The 24,263-nt window shown below is 56.9% G+C and carries 23 protein-coding genes and 1 CRISPR repeat array; of the genes, 8 read left to right on the forward strand and 15 right to left on the reverse strand.

The window, feature by feature from the left end:
• Positions 1 to 46 precede the first annotated feature (46 nt).
• Positions 47 to 994 (forward strand): DMT family transporter, encoded by a 948-nt coding sequence (locus tag H8699_RS00350; RefSeq protein WP_249283969.1) that lies wholly within the window; start codon positions 47 to 49, stop codon positions 992 to 994.
• 29 nt (positions 995 to 1,023) lie between these two features.
• Here H8699_RS00350 and H8699_RS00355 read toward each other — a convergent pair whose 3' ends face one another.
• The 5 genes from H8699_RS00355 to iolG are packed head-to-tail and all read right to left on the reverse strand — an operon-like array spanning position 1,024 to position 6,737.
• A complete protein-coding gene (locus tag H8699_RS00355) occupies positions 1,024 to 1,809 on the reverse strand; it encodes a 5-deoxy-glucuronate isomerase (protein ID WP_249283970.1) in 786 nt (261 codons plus the stop codon).
• Positions 1,810 to 1,823: 14 nt separating this feature from the next.
• On the reverse strand, positions 1,824 to 2,720 hold the full coding sequence (gene iolE / locus H8699_RS00360) for a myo-inosose-2 dehydratase (protein ID WP_249283971.1): 897 nt from the start codon (positions 2,718 to 2,720) through the stop codon (positions 1,824 to 1,826).
• 14 nt (positions 2,721 to 2,734) lie between these two features.
• Positions 2,735 to 4,669 carry a 3D-(3,5/4)-trihydroxycyclohexane-1,2-dione acylhydrolase (decyclizing) gene (gene iolD, locus H8699_RS00365; protein WP_249283972.1) on the reverse strand — a complete coding sequence of 645 codons (1,935 nt, stop codon included), beginning with the start codon at positions 4,667 to 4,669 and terminating at the stop codon, positions 2,735 to 2,737.
• 21 nt (positions 4,670 to 4,690) lie between these two features.
• Positions 4,691 to 5,707, reverse strand: a complete 1,017-nt coding sequence (gene iolC / locus H8699_RS00370) for a 5-dehydro-2-deoxygluconokinase (RefSeq protein WP_249283973.1) — start codon at positions 5,705 to 5,707, stop codon at positions 4,691 to 4,693.
• Between the two features lie 19 nt (positions 5,708 to 5,726).
• Positions 5,727 to 6,737, reverse strand: coding sequence for an inositol 2-dehydrogenase (gene iolG, locus H8699_RS00375; protein WP_249283974.1), 1,011 nt, complete (start codon positions 6,735 to 6,737; stop codon positions 5,727 to 5,729).
• A gap of 494 nt (positions 6,738 to 7,231) precedes the next feature.
• Here iolG and H8699_RS00380 point away from each other — a divergent pair, with 494 nt between their 5' ends.
• Positions 7,232 to 8,128: an alpha/beta hydrolase gene (locus H8699_RS00380; RefSeq protein WP_249283975.1), complete on the forward strand. Its 897-nt coding sequence runs from the start codon at positions 7,232 to 7,234 to the stop codon at positions 8,126 to 8,128.
• Positions 8,129 to 8,201: 73 nt separating this feature from the next.
• On the opposite strand, the gene H8699_RS00385 is transcribed toward H8699_RS00380, so the two are convergent.
• The gene (locus tag H8699_RS00385) at positions 8,202 to 9,356 is read right to left on the reverse strand and encodes an iron-containing alcohol dehydrogenase (protein WP_249283976.1); all 1,155 of its coding nucleotides are present in this window, start codon (positions 9,354 to 9,356) and stop codon (positions 8,202 to 8,204) included.
• 206 nt (positions 9,357 to 9,562) lie between these two features.
• Here H8699_RS00385 and H8699_RS00390 point away from each other — a divergent pair, with 206 nt between their 5' ends.
• Together H8699_RS00390 and H8699_RS00395 are read left to right on the forward strand one after the other, a co-directional pair.
• Positions 9,563 to 10,324, forward strand: a complete 762-nt coding sequence (locus tag H8699_RS00390) for a DeoR/GlpR family DNA-binding transcription regulator (protein ID WP_249283977.1) — start codon at positions 9,563 to 9,565, stop codon at positions 10,322 to 10,324.
• A gap of 33 nt (positions 10,325 to 10,357) precedes the next feature.
• Entirely contained in the window at positions 10,358 to 11,068 is a 711-nt protein-coding gene (locus H8699_RS00395; protein WP_249283978.1) for a flavodoxin family protein, read from the forward strand.
• A 60-nt stretch (positions 11,069 to 11,128) separates the two neighbouring features.
• On the opposite strand, the gene H8699_RS00400 is transcribed toward H8699_RS00395, so the two are convergent.
• Positions 11,129 to 11,473, reverse strand: coding sequence for a winged helix-turn-helix transcriptional regulator (locus H8699_RS00400; RefSeq protein ID WP_249283979.1), 345 nt, complete (start codon positions 11,471 to 11,473; stop codon positions 11,129 to 11,131).
• Between the two features lie 178 nt (positions 11,474 to 11,651).
• On the opposite strand from H8699_RS00400, the gene H8699_RS00405 reads away from it, so the two are divergent.
• Genes H8699_RS00405 through H8699_RS00420 form a run of 4 tightly spaced genes read left to right on the forward strand, consistent with a single transcriptional unit; the run spans position 11,652 to position 14,699 of the window.
• Positions 11,652 to 12,452: a hypothetical protein gene (locus H8699_RS00405; protein WP_249283980.1), complete on the forward strand. Its 801-nt coding sequence runs from the start codon at positions 11,652 to 11,654 to the stop codon at positions 12,450 to 12,452.
• 15 nt (positions 12,453 to 12,467) lie between these two features.
• Complete coding sequence (locus H8699_RS00410) at positions 12,468 to 13,103, forward strand: 4Fe-4S binding protein (protein WP_249283981.1); 636 nt, start codon at positions 12,468 to 12,470, stop codon at positions 13,101 to 13,103.
• A complete protein-coding gene (locus tag H8699_RS00415) occupies positions 13,100 to 13,882 on the forward strand; it encodes a protein-ADP-ribose hydrolase (RefSeq protein WP_249283982.1) in 783 nt (260 codons plus the stop codon). Before H8699_RS00410 ends, H8699_RS00415 begins: the two co-directional genes overlap by 4 nt.
• A complete protein-coding gene (locus H8699_RS00420; RefSeq protein WP_249283983.1) occupies positions 13,827 to 14,699 on the forward strand; it encodes an SIR2 family NAD-dependent protein deacylase in 873 nt (290 codons plus the stop codon). Before H8699_RS00415 ends, H8699_RS00420 begins: the two co-directional genes overlap by 56 nt.
• An 8-nt stretch (positions 14,700 to 14,707) precedes the next feature.
• Positions 14,708 to 15,487: a CRISPR direct-repeat array (repeat unit 33 nt; unit sequence ATTTCAATCCACGCACCCCTTGCGGGGTGCGAC).
• Positions 15,488 to 15,658: 171 nt separating this feature from the next.
• On the opposite strand, the gene cas2 is transcribed toward H8699_RS00420, so the two are convergent.
• The 8 genes from cas2 to H8699_RS00460 form a co-directional block, all read right to left on the reverse strand.
• Positions 15,659 to 15,949, reverse strand: a complete 291-nt coding sequence (gene cas2, locus H8699_RS00425) for a CRISPR-associated endonuclease Cas2 (protein WP_249283984.1) — start codon at positions 15,947 to 15,949, stop codon at positions 15,659 to 15,661.
• Between the two features lie 12 nt (positions 15,950 to 15,961).
• Positions 15,962 to 16,993 (reverse strand): type I-C CRISPR-associated endonuclease Cas1c, encoded by a 1,032-nt coding sequence (gene cas1c / locus H8699_RS00430; protein ID WP_249283985.1) that lies wholly within the window; start codon positions 16,991 to 16,993, stop codon positions 15,962 to 15,964.
• A complete protein-coding gene (gene cas4 / locus H8699_RS00435; protein ID WP_249284707.1) occupies positions 16,990 to 17,655 on the reverse strand; it encodes a CRISPR-associated protein Cas4 in 666 nt (221 codons plus the stop codon). The genes cas1c and cas4 overlap by 4 nt, the downstream gene beginning before the upstream one ends.
• Positions 17,652 to 18,545: a type I-C CRISPR-associated protein Cas7/Csd2 gene (cas7c, locus tag H8699_RS00440; RefSeq protein WP_249283986.1), complete on the reverse strand. Its 894-nt coding sequence runs from the start codon at positions 18,543 to 18,545 to the stop codon at positions 17,652 to 17,654. Before cas7c ends, cas4 begins: the two co-directional genes overlap by 4 nt.
• A 14-nt stretch (positions 18,546 to 18,559) precedes the next feature.
• On the reverse strand, positions 18,560 to 20,293 hold the full coding sequence (gene cas8c, locus H8699_RS00445; RefSeq protein WP_249283987.1) for a type I-C CRISPR-associated protein Cas8c/Csd1: 1,734 nt from the start codon (positions 20,291 to 20,293) through the stop codon (positions 18,560 to 18,562).
• On the reverse strand, positions 20,290 to 20,952 hold the full coding sequence (gene cas5c, locus H8699_RS00450; protein ID WP_249283988.1) for a type I-C CRISPR-associated protein Cas5c: 663 nt from the start codon (positions 20,950 to 20,952) through the stop codon (positions 20,290 to 20,292). Before cas5c ends, cas8c begins: the two co-directional genes overlap by 4 nt.
• A gap of 44 nt (positions 20,953 to 20,996) precedes the next feature.
• Entirely contained in the window at positions 20,997 to 23,141 is a 2,145-nt protein-coding gene (cas3, locus tag H8699_RS00455; protein WP_249283989.1) for a CRISPR-associated helicase Cas3', read from the reverse strand.
• Between the two features lie 269 nt (positions 23,142 to 23,410).
• Positions 23,411 to 24,124 carry a DUF2461 domain-containing protein gene (locus H8699_RS00460; protein WP_249283990.1) on the reverse strand — a complete coding sequence of 238 codons (714 nt, stop codon included), beginning with the start codon at positions 24,122 to 24,124 and terminating at the stop codon, positions 23,411 to 23,413.
• Positions 24,125 to 24,263 lie beyond the last annotated feature (139 nt).

The following is a 24,263-nucleotide window of genomic DNA, read 5'->3' on the forward strand; positions in this document are numbered from 1 at the left end:
TATTATAACCTTGAGGGCCGTCGACATATATGCTATATTCAAAAGCATGAAAAGTGCTCTTCACAACAAAACCCTGCGCGGGATGCTCTGCGCGCTGCTGGGCGGCATACTCTGGGGCTTCTCGGGGACCGTAGGGCAGTATTTATTCACCTATAAAGCCATCGACAGTCAATGGCTCTCTTCGGTGCGCATGCTATCGGCAGGCGTGCTGCTGATAGCCTTTGCCGCCATCCAAAACCCTTCCGCTTTAAAAGCGGTCTGGCGCGTACCCAAGGATGTGGCGCGTTTAGCGGTGTTTGCCATTTTAGGGCTGATGACCTGCCAATACACGTATCTGACGGCGATCGCCCACGCCAATTCGGCCACCGCAACGGCGCTGCAATACCTGGGGCTGGCGCTGATCCTGCTGGTCAGCTGCGTGCGGCTCCGGCGGTTACCGACGTATAAAGAAAACATCGCCCTGGTGCTGGCGATCATCGGCATCTTTTTGCTGGCCACCCATGGCAGCCTCCATCAATTGGTGCTCTCCCCGCAGGCGCTCTTTTGGGGGCTGGCTGCGGCCGTGGCGCTGATGCTTTACACCCTGCTGCCCGGCGACCTGGTGGTGCGCTATGGCAGCATCCCCATGACCGGTTTTGCCATGCTGATAGGCGGCAGCGTGCTAGCCGTGCTGACGCAGGTGTGGACCTATTCGGTCCAGCTGGACGGCGGGGCGCTTTTAGGCATCGCCGCCATCGTGCTGCTGGGCACGGCGGGTTCTTTTACCCTTTACCTGCAGGGCGTCAGCGATATCGGCGCCGTGCGTGCCAGTCTCTTAGCCTGTATCGAACCGGTCAGCGCCGCGCTGACGATGACGCTGTGGCTCAAGACCCCCATCGCTCCGTTGGACTGGCTGGGGTTTGGTCTGATTCTGCTGATGGCCGTGCTGCTCACCTGGCCAAAGCGGCAAAAGGCTGCTATGGCCACCCCGGAAAGCAAAAAAGACCGCGCCTGAAAAGCGCGGTCTTTTTTGACGGCTGTGGATCAGAATTTCGCATCGTATAGCCAGGTATGGGCCTCGTCGTCGATCCGGTCCGTCCAGGGGTTGCCGTCAAAGTGGCGGATCATCCAGCAGGTGTACATCTTATACCCGGGCGCGGTGACCTGCGGATGGGTCTTGCCCCCGGGAATAGCGGAAAAGCTGCCGTCCTTGATCTTAAATACGTCGTCGCCGATAAAGCAGGCGCCAAAACCCTGGGGATGGTCAAAGTGGTAATAGTAAACCTCGGGCTGGGGATGATGGTGCGGGATGTAGGCCGACCAGTTGCCCTGGTTGCTCATCACCTCGCCCAGCACCATGTTGGAGTAGGGCGCGGTATGATAGTCGAACACCGTGACCACCCTGCGGATATTGGTCTCTCCGCACAGGCCTACGCCGGACATGTTGACCATGCAATCCTCAATGCGGTAAAACTTGCTGTCAAACGCGCGGTCGTTTTCCGTGGTCTGCACCAGCACTTCGCTGTCGCTAAGCGCCTTGACCAGTACCGCCGTATCCTTGCACACGTGCAGGCAGCTTAAGTCCTCCTCATGCCAGCTTTTGCGGCTGGCGGTCTCCTTTTTGCCCTCCCAGGCGATCTCCACGCTGCCGCTCACCAGCAGCACGGCCATCTCCTCATCCGGGAAGCAAAAGCTGCGGGTATCCCCCGCCTTCATCCAGTAGGATGTGATGTTCATCATCGCGTGGCTGTACGCGCCGGTGGTACGGGTGATCACCCGCACGCCGTTTGCGTCATACTGCGGATAGCCAAAAACTTCGTTGCCGTTCATTTTTCTTTCCTCCCTTACAGGCCGGTCTTTTCTCGAATATAGCCCCGGGCCTTGATGGCGTATTCCAGTGGGTTGGCAATGGCCGGATCCTGCTCGGCCTCCACCACCATCCAGCCCTGATAATCGCAATCTTTCAGCGCCTCAAAAATCGGTTCAAAGTCGATGCACCCATCTCCCGGCACGGTAAAGGCGCCCTTGCGCACGCCCTGCAGGAAACTTAGGTGATTCTCCTTGACCTCCCGCACCACTTCGGGGCGGATATCCTTCAAATGCACGTGTTTGATGCGCTTGCCATATTTGCGGGCGATGGCAAGCGGATCCACCCCGCAGTAGGCCAGATGCCCCGTATCAAACAACAGGTTGACCAGTTCCGGGTCGGTATTTTCCATCATCCGGTCGATCTCCTCGGCCGTTTGCACCACGGTGCCCATGTGGTGGTGGAAGGTCAACGTCATGCCGATCTCTTTGGCTTTGGCGCCCAGCTGATTGAGCCCTTGGCACAGCGTATCCCACCGCGCATCGTTTAACACGTACTTTTGCTCAAAAATCGGCGTTTCCATCTGTCCCTGGATGCTGTGCCCCTGCTCGGACACCCCCACCACCTGCGCGCCCATGGCCTTTAAAAAGCGGATGTGCTCCATAAAGGCCTGCTCCGTCTCCTCGTAGGGCTGCGTGGTCAAAAAGGCCGAGAACCAGGCGTTGCAGATCTGAACATTCCGCAGCGCCAGCGCCTTTTTGAGCTCTGCCTCATCCTTGGGGTATTTGTTGCCGATCTCCGAGCCCGTAAATCCGGCCAGCGCCATCTCGCTGACGCACTGCTGGAAGGTATTCTCGTTGCCCAGGTCCGGCATATCGTCGTTGGTCCAGGCGATGGGCGCGATGCCCAGTTTCACTTTATTCGGATCAAACATCTCTTTTCCCCCTCTTAATACATCCGCGCCTGCCTGCGGGCAGCTTCCTTCTCCGCATAGGCCCTTTGCACGCCCTCTTTTTGGGAGGTGCTGGCAATGCCCACGTGCCACCAGGAGCGATACCCGTCCGTCATGGTCTTGGGCAGGGTCTTGATATCGATCAGCGTGGAGACCTCCTGCTTTCTCGCATCCTCCAGCGCGTCTTTCAGTTCCTTCAGGTTGCGGGCCGTGTAAGTTTTAAGGCCGTAGCCCTCCCCCGCCTTGGCAAAGTCCACGGGGATCAGCGCTCCATCGTGGCGCAGGCTGTCACCGTTATCCCGGTAACGGAACTCGGTAGCCAGGTTGCCGATGCCGTTTGACATCTGCAGATTGTTGATGCAGCCAAAGCCACAGTTATCAAAGAGCAGGATGTTGATCTTCTTGCGCTCCTGCAGGGCGGTAAACAGCTCGCTGTGCAGCATCATGTAGCTGCCGTCCCCCACCATGGCATAGACCTCCCTTTCCGGCTGGGCCAGCTTTGCGCCCAGGGCGCCGGCGATCTCATAGCCCATGCAGGAGTAGCCGTATTCCATGTGGTAAGCGTCCCGCGTATCGGTGGTCCACATGCGCTGCAAGTCCCCCGGCAGGCTGCCCGAGGCCCCCACTACGATGTCGCTGTCGCAAAGCATTTCCCGTATCAGCGCCAGCGCGGAGACCTGGGTGACCTCGCCGCCGGTCAGCGCCACAAACTCCTCGATGGTGGCGGGGTTGCGCGCGGCGATCAAGGGCTCAAATTTCTCGTCATAGCGGTAGCCCGCTAAAAACGCCATCTCCTTCTCCCAGGCAGCCTTGGCCTGGGCGATCTCTTCCCCATAGCCCGAACGGTAGCCCGCTGCGGAGAGTTTTTCCGTCAGCGCTTCCAGCGTGGCCTTCGCGTCCCCCACGGCTTTAACGGCGTCCGCCTTGTAGGCGTGGAAGCGGGAAATATTGATGGACACGAATTTCACATCCGGATTTTTAAACAATGACTTGGAAGCGGTGGTAAAATCACTCAAGCGGCTGCCCACGGCAATGACCAGGTCCGCCTGCTCGGCGATGGAGTTGGCCGCCAGGTTCCCGGTAGCGCCCAAGCCGCCCAGGTTGTAGGGCGAGCTGGAACGGCAGGCGCTCTTGCCCGCCTGGGTCTCGGCAAAGGGGATATTGAACGCCTGGCAAAAAGCCTCCAGCGCCGCGCCCGCCTTGGAATAGCGCACGCCGCCCCCACAGATCACCAGCGGTTTTTTGGCCTTTACAATCGCCTCCGCTATGTCCTCCATCTCCTCGGGCACGGGCACGGGCCGGGTGATGCGATGCACCCGCTTTTGGAAGAAGTAATCGGGGTAATCAAAGCTCTCGCCTTCCACGTCCTGGGGCAGGGCGATGCATACCGCGCCGGTCTGGGCCGGGTCGGTCAGCACGCGCATGGCGTTGATCATGGCCGTCATCAGCTGCTCGGGGCGCACCACCCGGTCCCAATACTTGCATACGGGTTTAAATGCATCGTTGGTGGTGATGGTCAGGCTGCTCTCCTGCTCCACCTGCTGGAGCACCGGGTCGGGCTGGCGGCAGGCAAAGGCGTCCCCCGGCAGCAGCAGCAGCGGAATGTTGTTGACGCTGGCCGTGGCCGCGGCGGTGATCATATTGGCCGCGCCCGGGCCGATGGACGAGGCGCAGGGGATGATCTGCAGCCTGTCTTTTTGCTTGGCAAAGGCCGTGGCCACGTGGGCCATGCCCTGCTCGTTGCGGCCCTGGTAGACCTTTAAGGCCCCGCTGTCCTCATCCAGCGCCTGGCCCAGGCCGCAGACGATGCCGTGGCCAAAGACCGTGAAAATCCCATGGACGAATTTGGTCTCCACCCCGTCCATGGATACGTACTGGTTATCCAAAAATTTGACCAGCGCCTGCGCCATCGTCATCCTTGTGGTTTCCATCGCGTTTCCCCCTTACTTTTTCTAGCTTCTGGCGACCATTTCGCCGTACTCTTTTTTACATTGCGCGATAAACGCCCGCACCTTCTCCACGCTGGGCATATCCGCGCTGCAGCCGTGGCTGGCCACCAGCAGTGAGGCCGAGGCGCTGCCCAGCTCCAGGCAGTCCATCATCTCCCAGCCCTCGAACAGGCCGTACAGGAAGGCCGAGGCGTACCCGTCCCCGCCGCCGAAGGATTTCAGCGCTTTGACCGGGAAGGGCTTGATCGAATAACTGTTTCCATCGCAGGTATAGGCGGTGGAGCCCTGCTTGCCGTGTTTGATCACCACGATCTTGGCCCCTCGCCCCTGCCAGTAGACGGCAGTCTGCGCGTCGGTACGGCCAGGTTCGATCAAGGCCTCGGTCAGGTCGTACTCCTCCCGCGAGCCCAGGATCACATCGCTCTGCGCGGCCACCATGGAATAGTAAATGGCGATCTCATCGCTGTTCTTCCAGTTATAGGGCCGGTAATCGATATCAAAAAACACCGGCGTGTGCGTCCGCTTGGCGATAGCCACAGCCTTTAGCGCCGCCTCGCGGGAGGGGCTGGCCGCCAGCGCGGTGCCGCTGATGAGCAGTGCCTTGCCCTGTTTGATGTACGCCTCGTCGATATCCTGCACATCCAGCTGCAGGTCGGCAATATCGTTGCGGTACATTAAGATGCTGCTTTCATTTTCGCTCAAGATTTCGGTAAAGGTCAAGCCCAGCTTTTCTCCGTTTTCGCAGCGGCGGATGCGGCTGGTATCGATGCCCTCGTTGTCAAAATACTCCGTCACGTAATCGCCAAAGCGGTCGTCGGATACCCGGGCAAAAAAGCCGCACTTTTTACCCAACCGGGAAAGGCCCACGGCAATATTAGCCGGCGAGCCACCCACGTATTTTTTGAAGGTCTCGCTCTGGGCCAGCGTTTTAAAATAGTCCAGCGGATTAAAGTCGATGGCCACCCGACCCAGCAGGATCAGATCCAGCGGCCGCTCTCTGTCAAATTGGAGATAGTTCATTTCGCCCCCAGCTCCTTCCTTAGTCGATCTCGCTCAAGGCCACCGGCCGCTTTTCATCCACCGACTTTTTGGCTGCAACGCCAATGCGCACGGCCTGCAGGCCGTCTATCACGTCCACGGGCGTCTCTGCGTCCTGCTCCACCGCGTCGATAAAGCAGGCCATCTCCTTAGCAAAGGACTGCATATAGCGCTCCAGGAAGAAGTAGAGCGGCTTTTCCCCTGTTACCCCCTGTGCGTTGGAGAGCACCGCGGTAGAATTGGCGTCGTTAGCGGTGGCGATCATCCCCTCGCTGCCGAAAACTTCGGCCCGCTGGTCATACCCATAGGCCGCGCGGCGGGAGTTATCGATCACGCACAGCGCGCCGTTTGCCATCTTAAGGGTGATGATGGCGGTATCCACATCCCCCGCCTCGCCGATGGCCGGGTCCACCAGCACGGCGGATTGCACGTAGACCTCCTCTACATCGCTGCCCACCAGGTAACGGGCCATATCAAAATCGTGAATGGTCATATCCAAAAACATGCCGCCGGAATGGGCCACATAATCAGCCGAGGGGGGTTCCGGATCGCGCGAAGTGATCTTGATGATGTGCGGTTGGCCGATCCGTCCCTCCTTTACCGCAGCGCGGATGGCTTCAAAGTTGTGGTCAAACCGGCGGTTAAAGCCCACCTGGAATTTGATTTTTTTGCCTTCCAGCGCCTTCATGACCTGCTTGATCTTCTCGATGTCGTGATCCACCGGCTTTTCGCAAAATACGTGCTTGCCGGCGGCAATCGCCTCGATAGAAATGGGCGCGTGCGTATCGGTAGAAGAGCAAACCAGCACCGCGTCGATCTCCGGGTCGTTCAATATCTCATGGTAATCCTTTGTCACGTTCTCCACCCCGAAAGAGCGGATGAACCCTTCCGTTTCCTCGTTCATGTACGGGTCGGCCACGGTTTTGACGGTGGCGTTACGCACGTAGTTGCAGATGCTCTGCAAGTGAACTTTGCCGATGCGCCCCGCGCCGATGATGCCAACTTTGACCATCTCAAATGCCCCCTAACAAAATAGTATGGTTAACTGTTGAGTATATATTAGCATCGTTTTGACCCATATTCAATCATAATTTACGGAATTTAGCGAAATTTTCGCCTTTCGCTCTTTTCCCCCCATTAGAACTTGGATTATTTTTAATGTTTCGCGTGCACGAGCACATTTCGCGTGCGCGGCTCTCTCCGTTCCCGCGCACCATCAATGCATACTATCGGCTATTTCTCTTTACATTCAGGTCGTTTATGATAAAATAAATTTGCATCAACACATTTTAGTGACCATTATACATATTATACACACATTTCAATAAATAAGAGGTGTTAAATATGCAAATAGTCAAAAAATCGATCGCATTAATCATGTCCCTATTCTTATTCGTCAGCCTTTTCGCCTGCCAAGGGACTGCTCCGCCTGATTCCGATTTGGATTCTGTGCAACCAACACCCGCTTCATCCTCTGCGCAGCGCGCCGGTCAGCTGGAAAACCATATGACAACGGCCGAAAAAAGCCGTACTTCCTCCGGATCGCTCACCCTGCTGGAGCGGGATAATGCCAGCAGCGAGGACATTTTTATCTGGGGTTGGGAATTTGATGCGGCGCAGGTGGAAAAAATCAAGGACAGCGTGCAGGAGCTGTGCCTGTACGACGAGGAACTGGACAGCGATTTTATCATTCACGTCACCCTGCCGCCCGATTATGACGCGGCGAACGCCTATCCGATGTTTGTGATGACCGACGGCGTCTGGCGCTTTGGCGATCATCCTGCGCTTTGGGAGATGATGCAATCCGGCAGGGTAGAGGACGTCATCCTCGTGAGTATCGGCTATGATTATGCGCTGGATGGGACGGACAACGCCGTGCGGGGACGTTTTTACTGCCAGGATAAGGCGCTGTTTCTCGCTTTTATCACCGATAACCTGGCGCCCTATTTGGATGAGCATTACGCCATTGATTTTGCCCGTTCCGGGCTGTATGGACATTCGCTGGGCGGCGTATTTACCCACTATGCCGCCTTCAATGCAGACCGTTTCGGCAATCAGCCCTTCCAGCACTACATCATCGGCAGCCCCGCCTTCTGGTCGCCCTACTTTTTGCCCAGCGAAAGCGACCCGCCCGCATACCTGAGGGAATACGGCTATTTTGAGCGAAATGATTCTTTTGAGAAAACCCTCTATATCTGCGGCGGCGAACACGAGGATGCCGATTACGCTGAATTTTATGGAGAGAACGATTCTACGCTGGAGGGCATTGCGCATTTGATGAGCCGGTTGGATGGATACGGCGTTTCGTCCGCGACCAGTAAGATCTACGCGGGTTCCAACCATTATGAATACATCCCGGAATTGTTCAAAGATTTCTTTTTGGCGCACTACCCCGCCCAGTAAAGGCGCGTATAGACAAAACCCCGCCGCCGGAAAACCGGCAGCGGGGCTTTTGTTACCAAATATTCAGGCTTCCTTATTTCCACATCCGCTCGTAAAGCGCCTTGATCGCGGGCACGTCCATCTCCTTGCGGGTATTGGACGGGCTGCCGCTGTCAAAGGCATCCTGCGCCATCTTGTCGATGCTGGCAAAGTAAGCGTCCTGGTCTATGCCATACTGCGCCAGCGTAGGAATATCGATGGATTGAAGCAGCTGGGCAACGCCTGCGATAAACGCATCCTTGGCTTCCTCGTCCGGCGTCTTGCTGCCCGCCAGGCGGCACTGGCGTGCCAGGTCCGCAAAGCGCTCCACCGCGCCGCAGGCCACATCCCGCAGGCACTCTTCCAGCAGCATGGCGTTGGAGAGCCCATGGGGCACATGGAACAGCGCGCCGATGGGGCGGCTCATCCCGTGGACGATGGTCACCGACGAATTATTAAAGGCGATGCCGGCCTCCAGCGAGGCTACGGACATTTGGATGCGCGCCTCCACGTCGTCCCCATGGTCATAAGCCTGTTTGAGGTTTGCGAAAATACGCTTGACCGCCGAGAGGGCGAAAGTATCGCTTATGGGCTGCGCCTTGCGGGAGGTGTAGGCCTCAATAGCGTGGGTAAAGGCATCCACGCCCGTGGCAGCCGTGATGGCCGGCGGCGCGGTGAGGGTAAACTGCGGGTCGATAATCGCCAGCTCCGGCAGCAGGCTGGGCCCCTTGAGCAGCATTTTGACCTCCGTGGCCGTATCGGTAATAATGGTAAACTGCGTCGCTTCCGAGCCCGTTCCCGCAGTGGTAGGGATCGCGGCCATGGCGGGCAGCTTTTCCTCCACCACCTTGCCCATATAATCCGCCGCCCTGCCCCCGCATACGGCCAGCATGGCGATCGCCTTCATGGTGTCGATGGGGCTTCCCCCGCCGATAGCCACCAGAAAATCGCACTCCGCCTCACGGTATTGGGCAAGGCCCGCGTCCACCACCTGATCGGTGGGTTCGCAGTTTACCTGGGCAAATACGCTGTAGGCCACCCCTGCGCCCTCCAGCACCTGGCACACCTTATCCACGTTGCCCAGCTTTTCCATCATCCCATCCGTTACAACTAAAGCCTTGCGGCCCATTTTAGCCAGCGCACCGGCGGCATCGTTCAAAGCATCCCGTCCGCTGACGATCTTATGCGGCGTCAAAAACACGTGAGACATTCTTCATTGACTTCCTTTCCCCATCCATTTTGATCACATTCTGGTAAACTCCGTTCTATATCATAGCAACAGGCCCTTAGTTTTTCAATATCCTGGGCGTTTTATTAAATAAAGTTTGATTTTGTCCCTAATTTTACTTATAATATGCCTATCAACCCAACCGGAACATGATCAACATCTAACAATAGCAAGGGGGGATTGCCGCTATGCGTACCAAGCGGATCGAGGCGATTCAAAACTATATTTACGAGCACAATACCGTATCCCTTGATCAACTTTGCGAAAAATTCGGCGTATCGAAAAATACCATCCGCCGGGACGTGGAAGAGCTGACCGGAACCGGCCGCTTTAAAAAGACCTATGGCGGAGTCATGGTGCAGCCCAAGCGCACGCTGGTCTCCTTTTCCCAGCGCAATATCGAGAACCTGCGCCTAAAAAAGCGCATTGCCCGGCGCGCCTCCCGCCTGGTTGCCGATGGGGATGTGATCTTTCTGGATTCCGGCACCACGACGGTCTATATGGTCGAGTGCCTTAAAGATGTGCGGAACGTAACCGTTTTGACCAACAACCTGCAGGCGATCGTCGAGGCGATCCCCTGCGAAAACCTGAATGTGATCTCGCTATCGGGCACCCTCAACCGGGAGACCCTCTCCTTTACCGGCACCAGCGCCCTACAGATTCTATCGCGTTATAACGTAAACAAGGCCTTTATGGCCTCTGCCGGCATCTCGGTGCCCAGCGGAGTGACCCACTCCTCCCCCGCGGAGTTCGATATCAAGCAGCACGTCATGTCCACATGCCCCAACAGCATCCTTTTGGTGGATCACACCAAATTCGATACTGCGTCGCTGATGACCTATGCGCCGCTGCAGGCCATCGGCACGCTGGTCACGGATGCGCAGCCGCCCCAGAGCATCGTCAATTGCTTTGGCGAAAATGGGCACACCATCATCGTCGCGGAGGAGTAGTGTTGATCTGCGGCTAAAAAAGGGGGCGTCATTTTGAAGATCACGGTGATCAACGGCACCCAGGTCAAGGGGTGCACCTACCACATTAAAGAGGCGTTTTTAGATGTACTGCGCGAGGGCAATACCTTGCGGGAGTTTACCCTGCCCCGGGATATGCCCCACTTTTGCACGGGCTGCAAAACCTGCTTTTTCCAAAGCGAAACACGTTGCCCGCACGCCCAATACGTACAGCCTATTTGGGAGGCGATGCTGGAAGCCGATCTGCTGGTCTTAACAAGCCCCGTCTACGCCCTGAGAACCTCGGGCCAGATGAAGGCATTGCTGGATCACCTATGCGTACACTGGATGGTGCACCGGCCCCAGGAGCAGATGTTTACCAAGCGCGCCGTGATCCTGACCAACGCCATTGGCGTATTCAACGGCGGCGCGCAAAAGGATATGGCCACCAGCCTTTCCTGGCTGGGCGTATCGCACATCAAAAAGCTGGGCGTCGGGCTGATGGAGGGCGTGATTTGGCAGGAGCTTTCTACCCGCCGGCGAGAAAAGATCGTCCGCCGGGCACAAAGGCTGGCCGCCGGTTATCGCTCATTTCGTCCCGCGCGCATGGGGCTGGTTGTCCGATGCAAATTCGCCATTACGCGTTTGATGCACCAGACGATCGCAAAAAAAGAGCGGCCGCTTTCCGCCGATAACCGATACTGGTTGGAGAAAGGTTGGATCAAAGTGCCGCAAAGCCACAAGTAAGTATAACAAAACAGCCCTGCGGCAATTTTATCGCAGGGCTGTTTTTACTATGCTTTGCGCCTAGCCTTCCATTTGCCCGGCCGCCTGCGCATTCTTCACTTTATAGGCGCTGCCCCAGGCAGACATCGCATCTAAAATCGGGCGCAGGCTATAGCCGGTTTCCGTCAGGGTATACTCCACCCGCGGCGGCACCTCGGCATAGACTTTGCGGCTCAAAAGCCCCTTTTGCTCCATATCCCGCAGCTGGGCGGTCAGCACCTTTTGGCTGACCCCGCCAATGGCGTTTTTCAGCTGTCCAAAGCGCTTGGTACCGCCGACCAGCTCCCGCAGGATCAAAACTTTCCACTTGTCCCCGATCAGCATCAACGTCGTTTCCACCGGGCAGGCCGGTAACACCTGTTCCATTACACTTTCTCCTCCACTCTCACATGGCTAAATCGCACAATAGTATCTTTTTAGTAACTACAGCACAATAAAGTGCTTACTTTACATTCGTTCCTTACGGCTTTATTATAGGGCTAGAGGTTGCGGGAAGTCAAGCGGCTATCCCCCAACGCTCTCATACCATATTCGGGAGGAACGTATGATGAACAAAAACACCTACCAAAAAGTTGCGCTGCAAAAGGGCGAGATGCACATTTACGATTTTGGCGCCATCCGCCTGCACGCCTATCAGACCCACGATCCATTGGAGGATGAAGTCTTCATTCTGGAAAAAGCGGGCCGCGCCGTGCTGATCGAGGCCCCTTGCTTTACGGATAACGAGCGCGAGCTGACCGATTATCTGCAGCGCCAAAACCTGCTGGTCGATGGCATGCTGCTGGCCTATCACATGGCTGGGGCGGCCTTTTTACCGGAGGCAAAAAAATACGCCACGCCAAATGCGGAGGAATACGGCCACCGCGGCGGCGGGCGGGCGCTGATCGATCAATTTCAAACCGCCTTTGGCGACTGTTTTGACAGCGGCATCCATTTGGTCACCTGCCATTTGGCGGAGGGCCCGGTCATCATCGGCGGAATCGATTTTATCATCACCACCACGCCGGATGCTTTCGATATCGAGATCCCCGAGATCAACGCCGTTTATACCCATATGCTGGGACACGACTGCCACTCGATCGTGGCCGGTCCGGGTCACGCGGATGCGACCATCGCACAGCTGAAGATGTTTATGCAAAAAGGGTACAGTCTGATCCTTACCTCCCATTACACGCCCGAGGACTTAAAGGATGCGCAAACTAAGATCGACTATCTGGAGCAAGTAAAAGCCATCGCCGCGCAAAGCCAGGACGCGTCCGCCTTTAAGCAGTCCGTCCGCGCAGCCTATCCCCAGTATAGCGGCGATAATTATTTGGAGATGACGGCCGGGTTCTTCTTTGCTTAAGGGAGCGGAAACAGCATGACGGTTAACGATTACTTTGCCTATCTGGTCGAGCAGATCCACACCACCGTCCTGGCGACCCTGGATGAGCGGGGCTTGCCTTGTACCTGCGCGGTTGATATGATGGACTGGGATAAGGCAGGCGCGTACTTTCTGACCGCCAGGGGTAAGCACTTATATTCCCGTTTGATGCGCTGCAATCAAGTCGCGCTGACCGGGGTCAAGGGGGCCGATACGCTGCGCAGCGCGGCCCTCTCCCTGCAGGGGGAAGTCCGCCCGGCGGATGAAGGGCGCTTGCAGCGTCTGCTGGAGAAGAACCCCTACATGGCGCAGATCTATCCTACCGCAGCTGCCCGGCGTGCGCTCGCAGCCTTTCAGATCTATCGGGGCTGCGGCGAGTGGTTCGACCTGTCTGTACGGCCGGTTGTGCGCCGTTCTTTTACCTTTGGCGGCGCGCCGCTTCCGGCGCAGGGCTATCGCATGTCCGGCCGGTGCACCGGCTGCGGCAAATGCCTGGCAGCCTGTCCGCAGGACTGCATCGATTTATCCACCGGCAGGGCCACGATCCTGCAGGCGCATTGCCTGCGCTGCGGAAATTGCTATACTTCCTGCCCTGCCGGGGCTGTTATCAAAGAAAAGGAGGCGGTGAAATGACGCAGGAACAGCGGCTGGACGAATTACTGACGTATTTATCGGCCGAGTATGAGGGGCAGCTTCCACCAGTGCTGGAGGGCATCGCTGAAAAAAAGCAGCTCTTCCGGGCGCTGATGAACCTGCGTCCACCCCGCCCCGCCTCCCCGGAGTTTATGGCCTTGCAGGACGCTTATCTCCAAGAGGAAATCGTCTCCCAGGGGATTGTGGATGCAGCGCAGCTGCCCCCTGCGCCCTGCGATACGCGCATCGTCCTTTGGCAGGGAGATATTACCCAACTGAAGGTGGACGGCATCGTCAACGCGGCAAACAGCGGCTTGCTGGGCTGTTTTGTCCCTCTGCACAGCTGTATCGACAACATCATCCACACCAAAAGCGGCGTTGCCCTGCGCCTTAAATGCGCGGAGCTGATGCGCGCGCAGGGGCATGCGGAACCTACCGGCTCGGCGAAGATCACGCCGGGCTATAACCTGCCCTGCCAGTACGTGTTACACACGGTAGGCCCCATCGTGCAGTCGCGCCTTACCCCGGAGCACTGTGCGCAGCTGGCTGCCTGCTACCGCGCCTGTCTGGAGCTGGCGGCCGAGCAGGGGCTGAAAAGCCTGGCTTTTTGCTGCATCTCTACCGGCGTGTTTCGCTTCCCCAACGAGCGGGCGGCGCAGATCGCCATAGATACTGTGCGAGAATTTTTAGCCAAAGACCAGAGGCTGGAAAAGGTGATATTCAATGTTTACAAGTCCATCGATCTTGCGATCTACCAAAGGTTACTCGGCATCCGTTAGACGCCTGCAAGAGGAACTGAACCGGGCGGACGCTGTTTTGATCGGCGCAGGCTCCGGCCTGTCCGCCGCGGCGGGCTTCACCTATTCCGGCCCGCGGTTTGAGCGGCACTTTGCCGATTTTAAAGATAAATACGGCATTGAGGATATGTATTCCGGCGGGTTTTATCCTTTTCCCACTCCGGAGGTATATTGGGCCTGGTGGAGCCGACATATCTACTACAACCGCTATGTGGATATTCCAAAGCCCGTCTATAGCGAACTGCTGGAACTGGTGCGGGATAAAGACTATTTTGTGCTGACTACGAATGTGGACCATTGTTTTCAAAAGGCGGGGTTTGATCAGCAGCGTCTATTCTATACGCAGGGCGACTACGGTCTTTTCCAGTGCAGCCAACCCTGCCACCTAAAAACGTATGATAACGAAGAGACCGTTCGTCAGATGCTGGCGGCGCAAAAGGACATGAAGATCCCCACAGCGCTCATTCCCCACTGCCCGGTCTGCGGGCGGCCGATGACCGTAAACCTGCGCAGCGACGATAAGTTTGTGGAAGATGCCGGCTGGCATCGGGCTGCCCGGCGATATGCCGAGTTCATTCAGCGCCACGAAGGGCTGCGCGTACTTTATTTGGAGTTGGGCGTGGGCACAAATACGCCCGGTATCATCAAGTACCCCTTTTGGGTTGCTACGGCGGAGCATCCCAGCGCGGTCTACGCCTGCATCAATGCACACGAGGCCTATGCCCCGCCGCAGCTCGGGCAGCGCGCCATCTGCATCCAGCGGGACATCGCCGCCGTTCTGTCAGATCTCAGGAAATGAATGTAGCATAACCCATCCACGCACCCCTTGCGGGGTGCGACCCAGCGTCGGCAAAATGGTCATTTCCGTGACGCCGCATTTCAATCCACGCACCCCTTGCGGGGTGCGACAAAGTTTGACAGGTGCGTATTCCCATTGTCCTTATTTCAATCCACGCACCCCTTGCGGGGTGCGACCTAGCGCAGAGGAAACGCCGGTTGATGCATAGGTATTTCAATCCACGCACCCCTTGCGGGGTGCGACCTATACTGCACCGGGATAGTGTTTGATATTAGGGATGTATTTCAATCCACGCACCCCTTGCGGGGTGCGACATGCTTTGCCGGAGGATGTCCGCGCCAGTTTTGCCATTTCAATCCACGCACCCCTTGCGGGGTGCGACCAAGTATTATAGGCCGCTCAAAGATTTGCATGGAATTTCAATCCACGCACCCCTTGCGGGGTGCGACTGAACTGAAAGCGCAGCTTGCGCAAATACAGACGATTTCAATCCACGCACCCCTTGCGGGGTGCGACCGATTGATTCTATTAAACAGCGTAGACAAGATCTCATTTCAATCCACGCACCCCTTGCGGGGTGCGACAATATGGCAAATGTATCTGGACAAGGGACGGTTTGATTTCAATCCACGCACCCCTTGCGGGGTGCGAAATCGCGGATACATCCGGCGCCAAGGCCCAGCAGTTATTTCAATCCACGCACCCCTTGCGGGGTGCGACCAGCTTTTAGCCGACCGGGTAGTCATGGCCACCGAATTTCAATCCACGCACCCCTTGCGGGGTGCGACAGCAAAAGTGCACAAATGCATCATTCAAAAGTTCGTCATCCTGCACAAATTCTCGCGAATCGGAATACAAACAGTACCCTACATCTGCTTAAATTCCAATCAAAGAGCAGATATTGGCGTTTAAATTGGTGCGAATCCCCCAGGGAAAACCTGTGCTCTTGACTTTCGCACTTAAATCATCAGCAGTCCCTCTGGGTCATAGCTGCCTTTAGCGCCATAGTGTTCAATGCGGTTTTGGTAGCGGTCCCCCAGGTTGTAAAACCGCAAGCTGTCCTGCTCCTCGTCGATCAAAGCTAATAATTTGGCCTTGATCATCTTAGCCTGCGCAGCGTCAGCAGCGCATTCAAAAACAGAATTCTGTACCCGTTGGCCATAGTTGACACATACTTTGGCCACGCTGCGCAACCTTTTCCGCCCGGCTGCAGTGGTGGTATCTACGTCATAGGTTATCAGCAATAGCATAGACCAACGTCCTCATTTCCAGAAAAATGGCGGATAAACATCCAAATCGCCGCGGATCAGGCGGGCCAGCAATAGGGCCTGTACATAAGGCACCAGCCCCCAGGGCAGTTTTTCTTCCAAATACGGGTGGGTGATGATCTCTCTTTTGCGTTCCTGCCAGGCCGATAGTACCGTTTTTCGCCCTTCGTCGTTCAAAAATACGCCGCCGGATGCCTCCTTGCGAAAATCCTTCTGCGTTACTTTCTGGCGGTTGATCAGCGTCAACGCCAGCCGGTCCGCCATGACCGGCCGCATTTCCTCCATCAGGTCCTGTGCCAAAGAGGTACGCCCCGGCCTATCCCGGTGCAAAAAGCCTACGTAGCTGTCCAACCCCACAGCCTCCAGTGCAGAGGCACAATCGTGCCCCAATAGGGTGTACAGAAACGAGAGCAGCGCATTAAACGGATCGCGCGGCGGCCGGCGAGAACGTTGGGCCATATAAAAGGTCTCTTTGTGTTGCAATATAAGCTGATCCAGCGCGTCAAAATACAGCATCGCGCTTTTCCCCTCCAGACCCCTTAACGCCTCCATCGTCTGGCATGTGCTGGCCTGGGCCAGCAGCTCTTTAAGCTGTTGACAGCTGGCCTTCAAGGCCTCCACATCCACCCGCATCGCGTGATCCCGGGTAGCGCGCTCCAATATCCAACGGCTGTTATAGAGTTTACCACAGATAAAGTACGCCGCGATCCGGCAGCTGGATTGCGGATCGTCGGCCAAGCGGTACTGTGCGCGGCGCAGCAATACATTGCCGTTGGCCTCTCCGCTGACTTTTGCCAGGAACCTGCCCCTTGGCGTCAGGAAGGATAGCCCCACATTCCGCTGGACGCATGCGCCCATTAGGGCCGGACTTGCGCCCTGGTAGCTGAAGGTATAGATACTCTCTAAGGTGTGGAGCGGATAGCGGGCGGCAATGCTCCCCTCCCGCCGGATGACCACATTTTCGCCATCCAGCGCCAGGTAGCTATCGTCGCTGAGTACGAACAGGGTGTTGAGCAGCTTTCTCACGGTTCATCCTCCTGGATATATCGGGTCAGATAGGTCGCCGCCGAGCGATGTTTTGCCAGGCCGGGCAAGCACAGTTCTTTTAAGGAGCAGGCGTTGCAGCCCTTTGTGGGCCTGGCCTTGGGCGTGTGGCCGCGGCGGTAGAGCGCGTACATCTCATCGCTTAGGCGAACGACCTCGTCTCGCAGTGCCGCATCAAATGCCACCGGTACCCTGCGCTTGATCTCTCCATAAAAGAGCGCCCCCTGCGCGATCTTGCAACAAAGCATCTCTTCCAGGCAGATCGCCTGGGCGCAAAGCTGCAGCCGGTCCGCATCGTCCTTCTTGGGTTCGCCACGCTTGTACTCTACCGGAAAGGGCAGCCATAACCCTTCCTCCCCCTGCAGCGGTATCCCCTCTTGCGAGAGATGGAATTCGACAACGTCGCATTTGCCGCTCAAGCCCAACTGCCCGGAAAACACCGATAGCCCTCGCAGGATCAGCACGTCGCCCCCGCGCTCGCGCTGCTGTTCATCGTGCGCCCGGCCATGCAACAGCCGCCCCTCTACAGTGCGCAGATTCTCCTGCCACTGCTGCTCAATGTGGATCAGCGCCCATTGCCGGCGGCAAAAGGAAAAGTGTTGCAGGCCGGAAAGCTGCAAAAACTCCTGTTCGTTATAGGTCACCCCATACGCACACACGTGACGCCCTGCGGCAGGGCGGCTTCATCTACCGTCACCTCATAATCGGTATAGGCGCGCGCCGGTGCATTTTCATCCGTTACGCGGGTGACCTTCACCTGCTCAAAGAGCTTATGCGCAGGGGCGCAACCCAGCTCGGAATCATGCTTGAATACGATCAGCTCCCGCACCGCCATCTTCCCCCGAGCCGCGGAATGGTCGTGCTCAAACATATTGAGGATCGCCTCCCATAAAAGCGCCAGGTCGTCCTCGGTAAAACCGGTGGCCTTGCGGGCCAAATTTGCGGAGATATACCCTTCGCAGCGGTACAAGCCGTAGGGGACGATGTACTTGCGCCCCATCTCCGTGCCTTTCTTCTCAGCATCCGCTTCGGTTGTGATCGCCACGCGGGTAATGGTCACCTCCTGGGGCACGACTGGCTCAACGCTGCGGGCAAAGCCCAGCTGCACGGGGCCGCGCACCTGGCCGCAGTTCAGGGAAGCCTTAACAAAGGTGGTCATCACCGCGCCAAAGGTGCGGATATCAAAAAAGTTTTTGCACATCCAGTCCCGAATTTTGCTGTCCAGCTCCGGGTCTGCCTTTTTCTTTTCCTTGATATTTTTCTCCGTCACATCCAATTCCGCATAGGCCTGCGCATCGCTGCGGTTAAGCGGTACCCCGTCTTTGATGTAGATACGGTATCCCGTCGCGTCTTCTTTGGCCATCTCCACATAATTGCGGATCTTGCGCTTTAGGCATACGTCGGTGACCAGGCCCAGGCCGGTCTCGGGGTCCACGCGGGGCATATTGCCCGCATCCGGGTCGCCGTTGGGGTTGCCGTTTTCCACGTCAAACAGGATCACAAACTCATACCGATTTTTAATCACTTCGCTCATTGCTCATGTCCTCCCTATTCTTTATCCTTGCGCGTATAGCGCATTTGTGTCTGATGGTAATACCCCAGCTGGAAGGAACCCTGCTGCGGCAAATTCAGCCGTACCGGATAGGTTTCTCCCAAGATGGACAAAACTTCTGTCAGCTGCTTTTCCAAATAGATCTGCTGGCCGCGTTCCAGCTTGCGCAGGTGCTTTTTCGCCAGGTTGATCAGCGAGGGAAAAATCACCGCCGGCGTGGCTGAAGCCGCGTTAAAATACTTATCCGCAATGGTCGCGTTCAGGTTCGGGTTGGCCGCATCCTGTATCGCCTCCAGGATCGAAAACAGCCGTCCCAGCGTATAGGGTACATTTTTGCTCTCCGGGTTCAATGCCACTGTTAAAACCTCCTTCGGTACGTCCTTATGGGTATTTTTTAAATAATAGGCTTTCAGTATCGCCGCCCGTCCTCGGGTGACCGCATGCTCGGCGCGGATGCGCAGCACGACGCCGTTAAGCAGCGTGGCGGGGTAATATGTATCCTCCAAAATCGCCCGCAGCACCTCTCCCGCCATCAGCGGCGAGGGAGATTTATCCCGCGCGTTTTGGTTGACCGTCTCGCTCATCAATCTCCAGAGCGGCAAGCGCACCGTTTTATCGAAGTTTGGCCGCTGAATCTCCAGCCTTTGGTGGTGGACTTCGATATTTTTAAGGAACGCCCCGAAGGAATTGCGCAAAAAGAAGCGGACCGACAGCCGCGCGGCGTTAGGCGCCAGGCCCAGGACATAGAAGGTGCGGTTGGGGTCCAGCATCTGCTCGTCATATAACACGGATTCCCCATTGGCCAGGGCATGCAGCATTCCCTGCAAATCTTTATCCGAATAATGCGATTCTGCATCCATCGCCAGCTCGCCGAATACATCCGGATAGGCCGGTTCCGCCCCTTCAGCCCAATACAAAACAGTGGTACTGCCCATCTGGTAGACATGCTCGCGGTCCGCCAGCAAGTGGTTCAGCGCCGTTCCATAGGCAAAGGCGGCATATTCCCCCGTCGGGGCGTTTTCTCCCTGCTCCCATCCATAAGAACAAAACGCGGGCGCGTTAAAGGATACCAGCGAAGCGCCGCTGGACTGGGCATCCCGCACCCCCTTAATCGATGGATGCAGCTGGGCGATAGGCCCCTCAGCGCCGGTGACCAGGCAGATGCCCTGATGCCCTTCGTCCGCAGCGTCATAGTGCTTTTGCCAGGCCCTGCGCAGCGCCTCATCCTCCTGGGCATACTTGCCGTCATAGCGAAATACCAGGTTGCCTCCCTTTAGAATCTCCTCCCAATAGGGCTGTAAGGCTGGATGCTCCTGCGCTTTGTGCGGTTTCCACTGTTCAAAAAAGTTTAGTACCGCACGGGCCATAGCACCGTCAACATCCGATAGAATCTCCTCATGCAGGGCCTTGCAGGCCGCAAAACAATCCAACGCCCGTTCGGGCTTTCCCTTGGCGTCCACGCCCAGGATATAGCCGGAATTATCGCAAAGAAAGTTGGCGGCGATTCCCGAGGAGCGTTTGACCGGTGCGGGCAACTGCATGGTTTGGGGAATCATGACAGTCTTTTTGCCGCGCGTCTGCGTTTCCTGTACAATGGAAACTCTCACCAAATTACCTTGTTCATCGATATACAGGGCAAAAGAGACCTTGACCGGGCCCCAACCCGGCCGGCCGACACAGCCTCTAGCCGCCAGATCCTCATAGTGCTGTACCAACGCCTGAAGGATCATCCCCTCACCTCCTCACTGTCGCGCGGGGGTATGTTCAATACGCCATCCCGCAGGACCGCGCGAAAAAACAGTGGATGGATGTTCTCCGGGTCCGAATAATCCAGGTCGTAAAGCATAAAGCCCAGGTCCCGCTCGCCGCGCAGCTCCGGCGGGCATTCCGGCGGCGCTGCACAGGGCGCAAAGTGGGCCGGAAACTCCCGGCAGCCAAAGTAGGGCTGGTGATAAAACTGCCCCTTGCGCATGCGTCGGGTGATGATATCCTGAAATTTGCCTGGGTTATCCGCAATCGAGGCCTTCGGCGTCATCTCAAAGTGCGCCTCGATCACGTATCGCACATCCGCCAGCAGCATGGCTGCCCGCTGCTGGATATCCTCCGGCGTGGCCAAATATAATTCTCCCTGTCCCCGCTCCATCACCGTACGCGCTGAGCGGGCGCTGATCTTGGATTTCACCTCGTTGCGCCGCAGGTTTTTAAAGCGTACCGGCGCGCAAACAAAAATGCGGTCCACGATCCAGCGCATCCCCGGGTGCCAGTAGATCGCCTCCAGCAGCCCCCGCGCGGCCGACGGCGTCATCACATCGTAGCTCACCCTTTCCGTCTTCATCTCCGGGCGGGTGAACAGCGCATAATCTCCCCATACCTCCAGTTGGACCGGCATGGCTCTCCTCCCCTTTCTATCGTCGTTTTAACTATCCCAACCATTTATCCAAATAGAGCCTGTCCGCTATCTGCCTGCAGCGCAAGCCCGGTCCGTTCATCATATAGGGCCGGGTCGGTCAGGACCGCGCTACCATCCTCTAAGACCTGCAGGGCTCCGGCGCTCTCCAGCGCGGTAAAGTGGTTATCATAAATCGAGACGCTAAATTGCCCCAGTTCCCGGAACAGGTTACGGCTGCGCTCGCCATATTCCAGGCGGGCAAATAGCCGTGCGCTTTCCGCATCGGGGACATAAACCGTGCGCGTTTCGTTATCGATCAGGTGGAAACGCTGGGCAACGGTGCGGAAAGGGAAATTTTCCCTTTCCAGCAAAGAGAGGATCGCTTGTCCATCCAGCGCCTGCGCGCCCTTTAAGTCCAGCAGCTCTTCAAAGTAGCAGCGCACGGCATCTTTACCGGATAGATCCCGATAGGCCGCCATCGCCACCTCTCCTGCCGCAATGTTGGCCGAAAACAGCGGCGGTATCTTCTCTCCCGTTTTAAAGATCGTCACAATGCTATCGTCAGGGCGGCGCTTCCCCTCCCGGTTACACCGGCCTGCTGCCTGCAGGATCGAATCCAAACCCGCCTGCTCCCGAAATACCGCGGGGAAATCCATATCCACCCCCGCTTCGATCAGCGAGGTCGCTACTACTTTGCAGGTTTCCCCATTTTTCAGGCGGCGGCGTATCTCCTCCAGCGTCTTTTTGCGGTCCACGGGCCGCATCAGGGTGGATAAATGAAAGACGCCGTCCCCTTCCAGGCTCTCGTAGATCCTGCGCGCACTTTTCCGGGTGTTGACGATGCACAATACCTGGTCATGCGCCTCTAATTGCGCGGTTAGCGCTTCCCCATCCAGCAGGCCCGCGTTGCGAAAGGTCACCCGCCTGAACACTGGATCGGTAAACACGTCATCGGGGCAGAGTTCCCGTGCAGCCCGGCCCGGCAGAAATTCCGCAAAGATTGGCGCGAGGGCGGGCTGCGTCGCCGTGCAAAGCACGGCAGATGCGCCGTAATGCGCGATCAACTGGGCGATAGCTTGTATGCAGGGGCGCAGATAAGGGATAGGCAGCATCTGTGCTTCGTCAAAAATGATGACGCTCTGCGCAAGATTGTGCAGTTTTCTGCATTTAGAAGAACGGCTGGCGTAAAGCGATTCAAAGAATTGTACGGCCGTGGTCACCACCACGGGCATATCCCAGTTTTCCGTGGCGCGGGCCATGCGCATGGTCTCCGGCCGCGCCTCCTCCCCTACGTCGTAGAGCACGCCAGAATGATGTTCCAGCACGTTCTCATCCCCCAGGATATCGCGGAACACTTCTGCCGTCTGCTCGATTATGGAGGTGTAGGGGATCACATAGACGATCCGCTTAAATCCATTGGCCCTGGCGTGTCTGAGCGCAAAAGCCAAGGAGGCCACAGTCTTGCCGCCGCCCGTGGGCACGGTGAGGGAAAACAGCCCCGGCTGGCTTCCCTCGCCGCCTTCCATACACGCGCGGAGGATCGCGCATCGCTGGCGGTTCAACTCACCTCTGGGTGGAAACCAGGGCGCAATATAACGTTCCAGCTTTTGCTCCAGCGCCGGCATATCCTCTCCACCGCCCCTGTGCACCTCTCCTTCGGCCATAAAGGCCTCGGTATCCAAAAAGTCCGCATCCACCAAAGCAGAATACATCATGCGGATATAAAAGGCGGCAGCCAGCCGGTCCTGCAGGATGAATGCAGGCAGATTCGCTTGCGGGAGGGCAATCTCCTCTTGCCAAAAGCCGTATGGCTCCAGTTCGCCGCCCTTGGCCCTGTTCAAGCGTGCCATAAGGGTCGCTCCCTCCCGGTCGATACGGCTTCCGCCGTCGGGCAGGCCCGTGTGGTGGCCGGCAATGCAAAAGGCCGCGGCCATCTGCTTGCGCATGGCACTCTCGTAAGCCCCGGCAGTCGCATGATCTACCCGCGGGCCGTCGTTCAACAGCCGTTTTTGAAAGGCCCGCGAGTATTTGCCAATGTCGTGCAGCAGCCCCAGCCATTCGCCCTGGTCGCCCGCACCCCAGGGCGAGGAAAACGCACGGCATAACGCCGCCGTGCCCAGAAGGTGCTGGCGCACCGTCTGCCGCCGGCCATCCTGCGCTACATGTGCCAGATAAGTTCTCTCTTGCATTTTAAAGACATCTCCGTCCCTATAGACAATAACAGCGCTTCGAATTGCTACACAAAGATTTGGGGATATATCCTATGAGATTATAATTAGTGTACCTAGCCATTAGATAATTGTCAATCGCAAATGTGACAAAGTATGTCAATTTATTTAAGCACTGCCTTGCGCATATTCGCTTTGACTTAAAAAGACCAGGCGCCTCTATGGTAACAGGCGCCCGGTTCAAAACGATTTAAGGCAATATGCAGTTGCTCCCGCTGCGGGTTACCGCCTTACTTCCCACCCTCCAGTGCGGCATGAGCTGCATCCCGCATGTTTTCCTCCTGCGCTGCGGCCAGCAAAAAACGGTAGACCGGTTCCAGCACCGCCAAATCCTTGGCCACCGCCTGGGCCAATCGGTTGGAATACAGCAGGTCAAAATCCCGGCTTTCCTTTGAAAAGCCGATATTGCGCCGCTCCAGCCACTGGGCCTTTTCACCCGGCTGATCCGCAAAATGAGGGCGCTTGTAGCACTCCCCTTCCATGGCGAAAATGCGCTGGCGCGCATAGGCGGCCTGGGCTTTTTTATATGTAGGATCATCCCGCAAGATCATCTGGCGCAGCGTATTCATATAACCGGTAGAGGCATGATAAAAACCGCATCCATAGCTGAAACCGTAAGGGCCAAGATCAAAATAAATCCCCGGCACTTCCGTGGCGTGCATCCGGCCGCGTTTAAAGATGATCCACATGGAATCCCGGTACAGGGAGGGATCGTGGGTATAGCGGGTATCCCGCCAAATACGGCTGATGGTTTTATCTACCCGCGGCTGGGTGACGAATTGATCATCTATGGTCAGCATATGCGGGGTAAGGGCCTCCACCATCTCTTTTAGCGGCTGGATCACCCATTTTTGATACTCGGCCTTATGCTCTCCAAACCATGCCCGGCTATCGCGTAAGCGGTTTTCCACCAAAAAGTCCAACGTTTCGCGGGAAAACGGCATACCACTCTACTCCTTTCAACACATATCTAGTCAGACTATACCACGCCGGCGAACAAAAGTCGACAGGTTGCGCGGCGCGCGCCTCGCCCGCGGTATATCCATCCAATATTGACAAGTAGCGGATGGCAAGGTATAATTA

This window comes from Luoshenia tenuis, assembly GCF_014384745.1.
Classification (GTDB): domain Bacteria; phylum Bacillota; class Clostridia; order Christensenellales.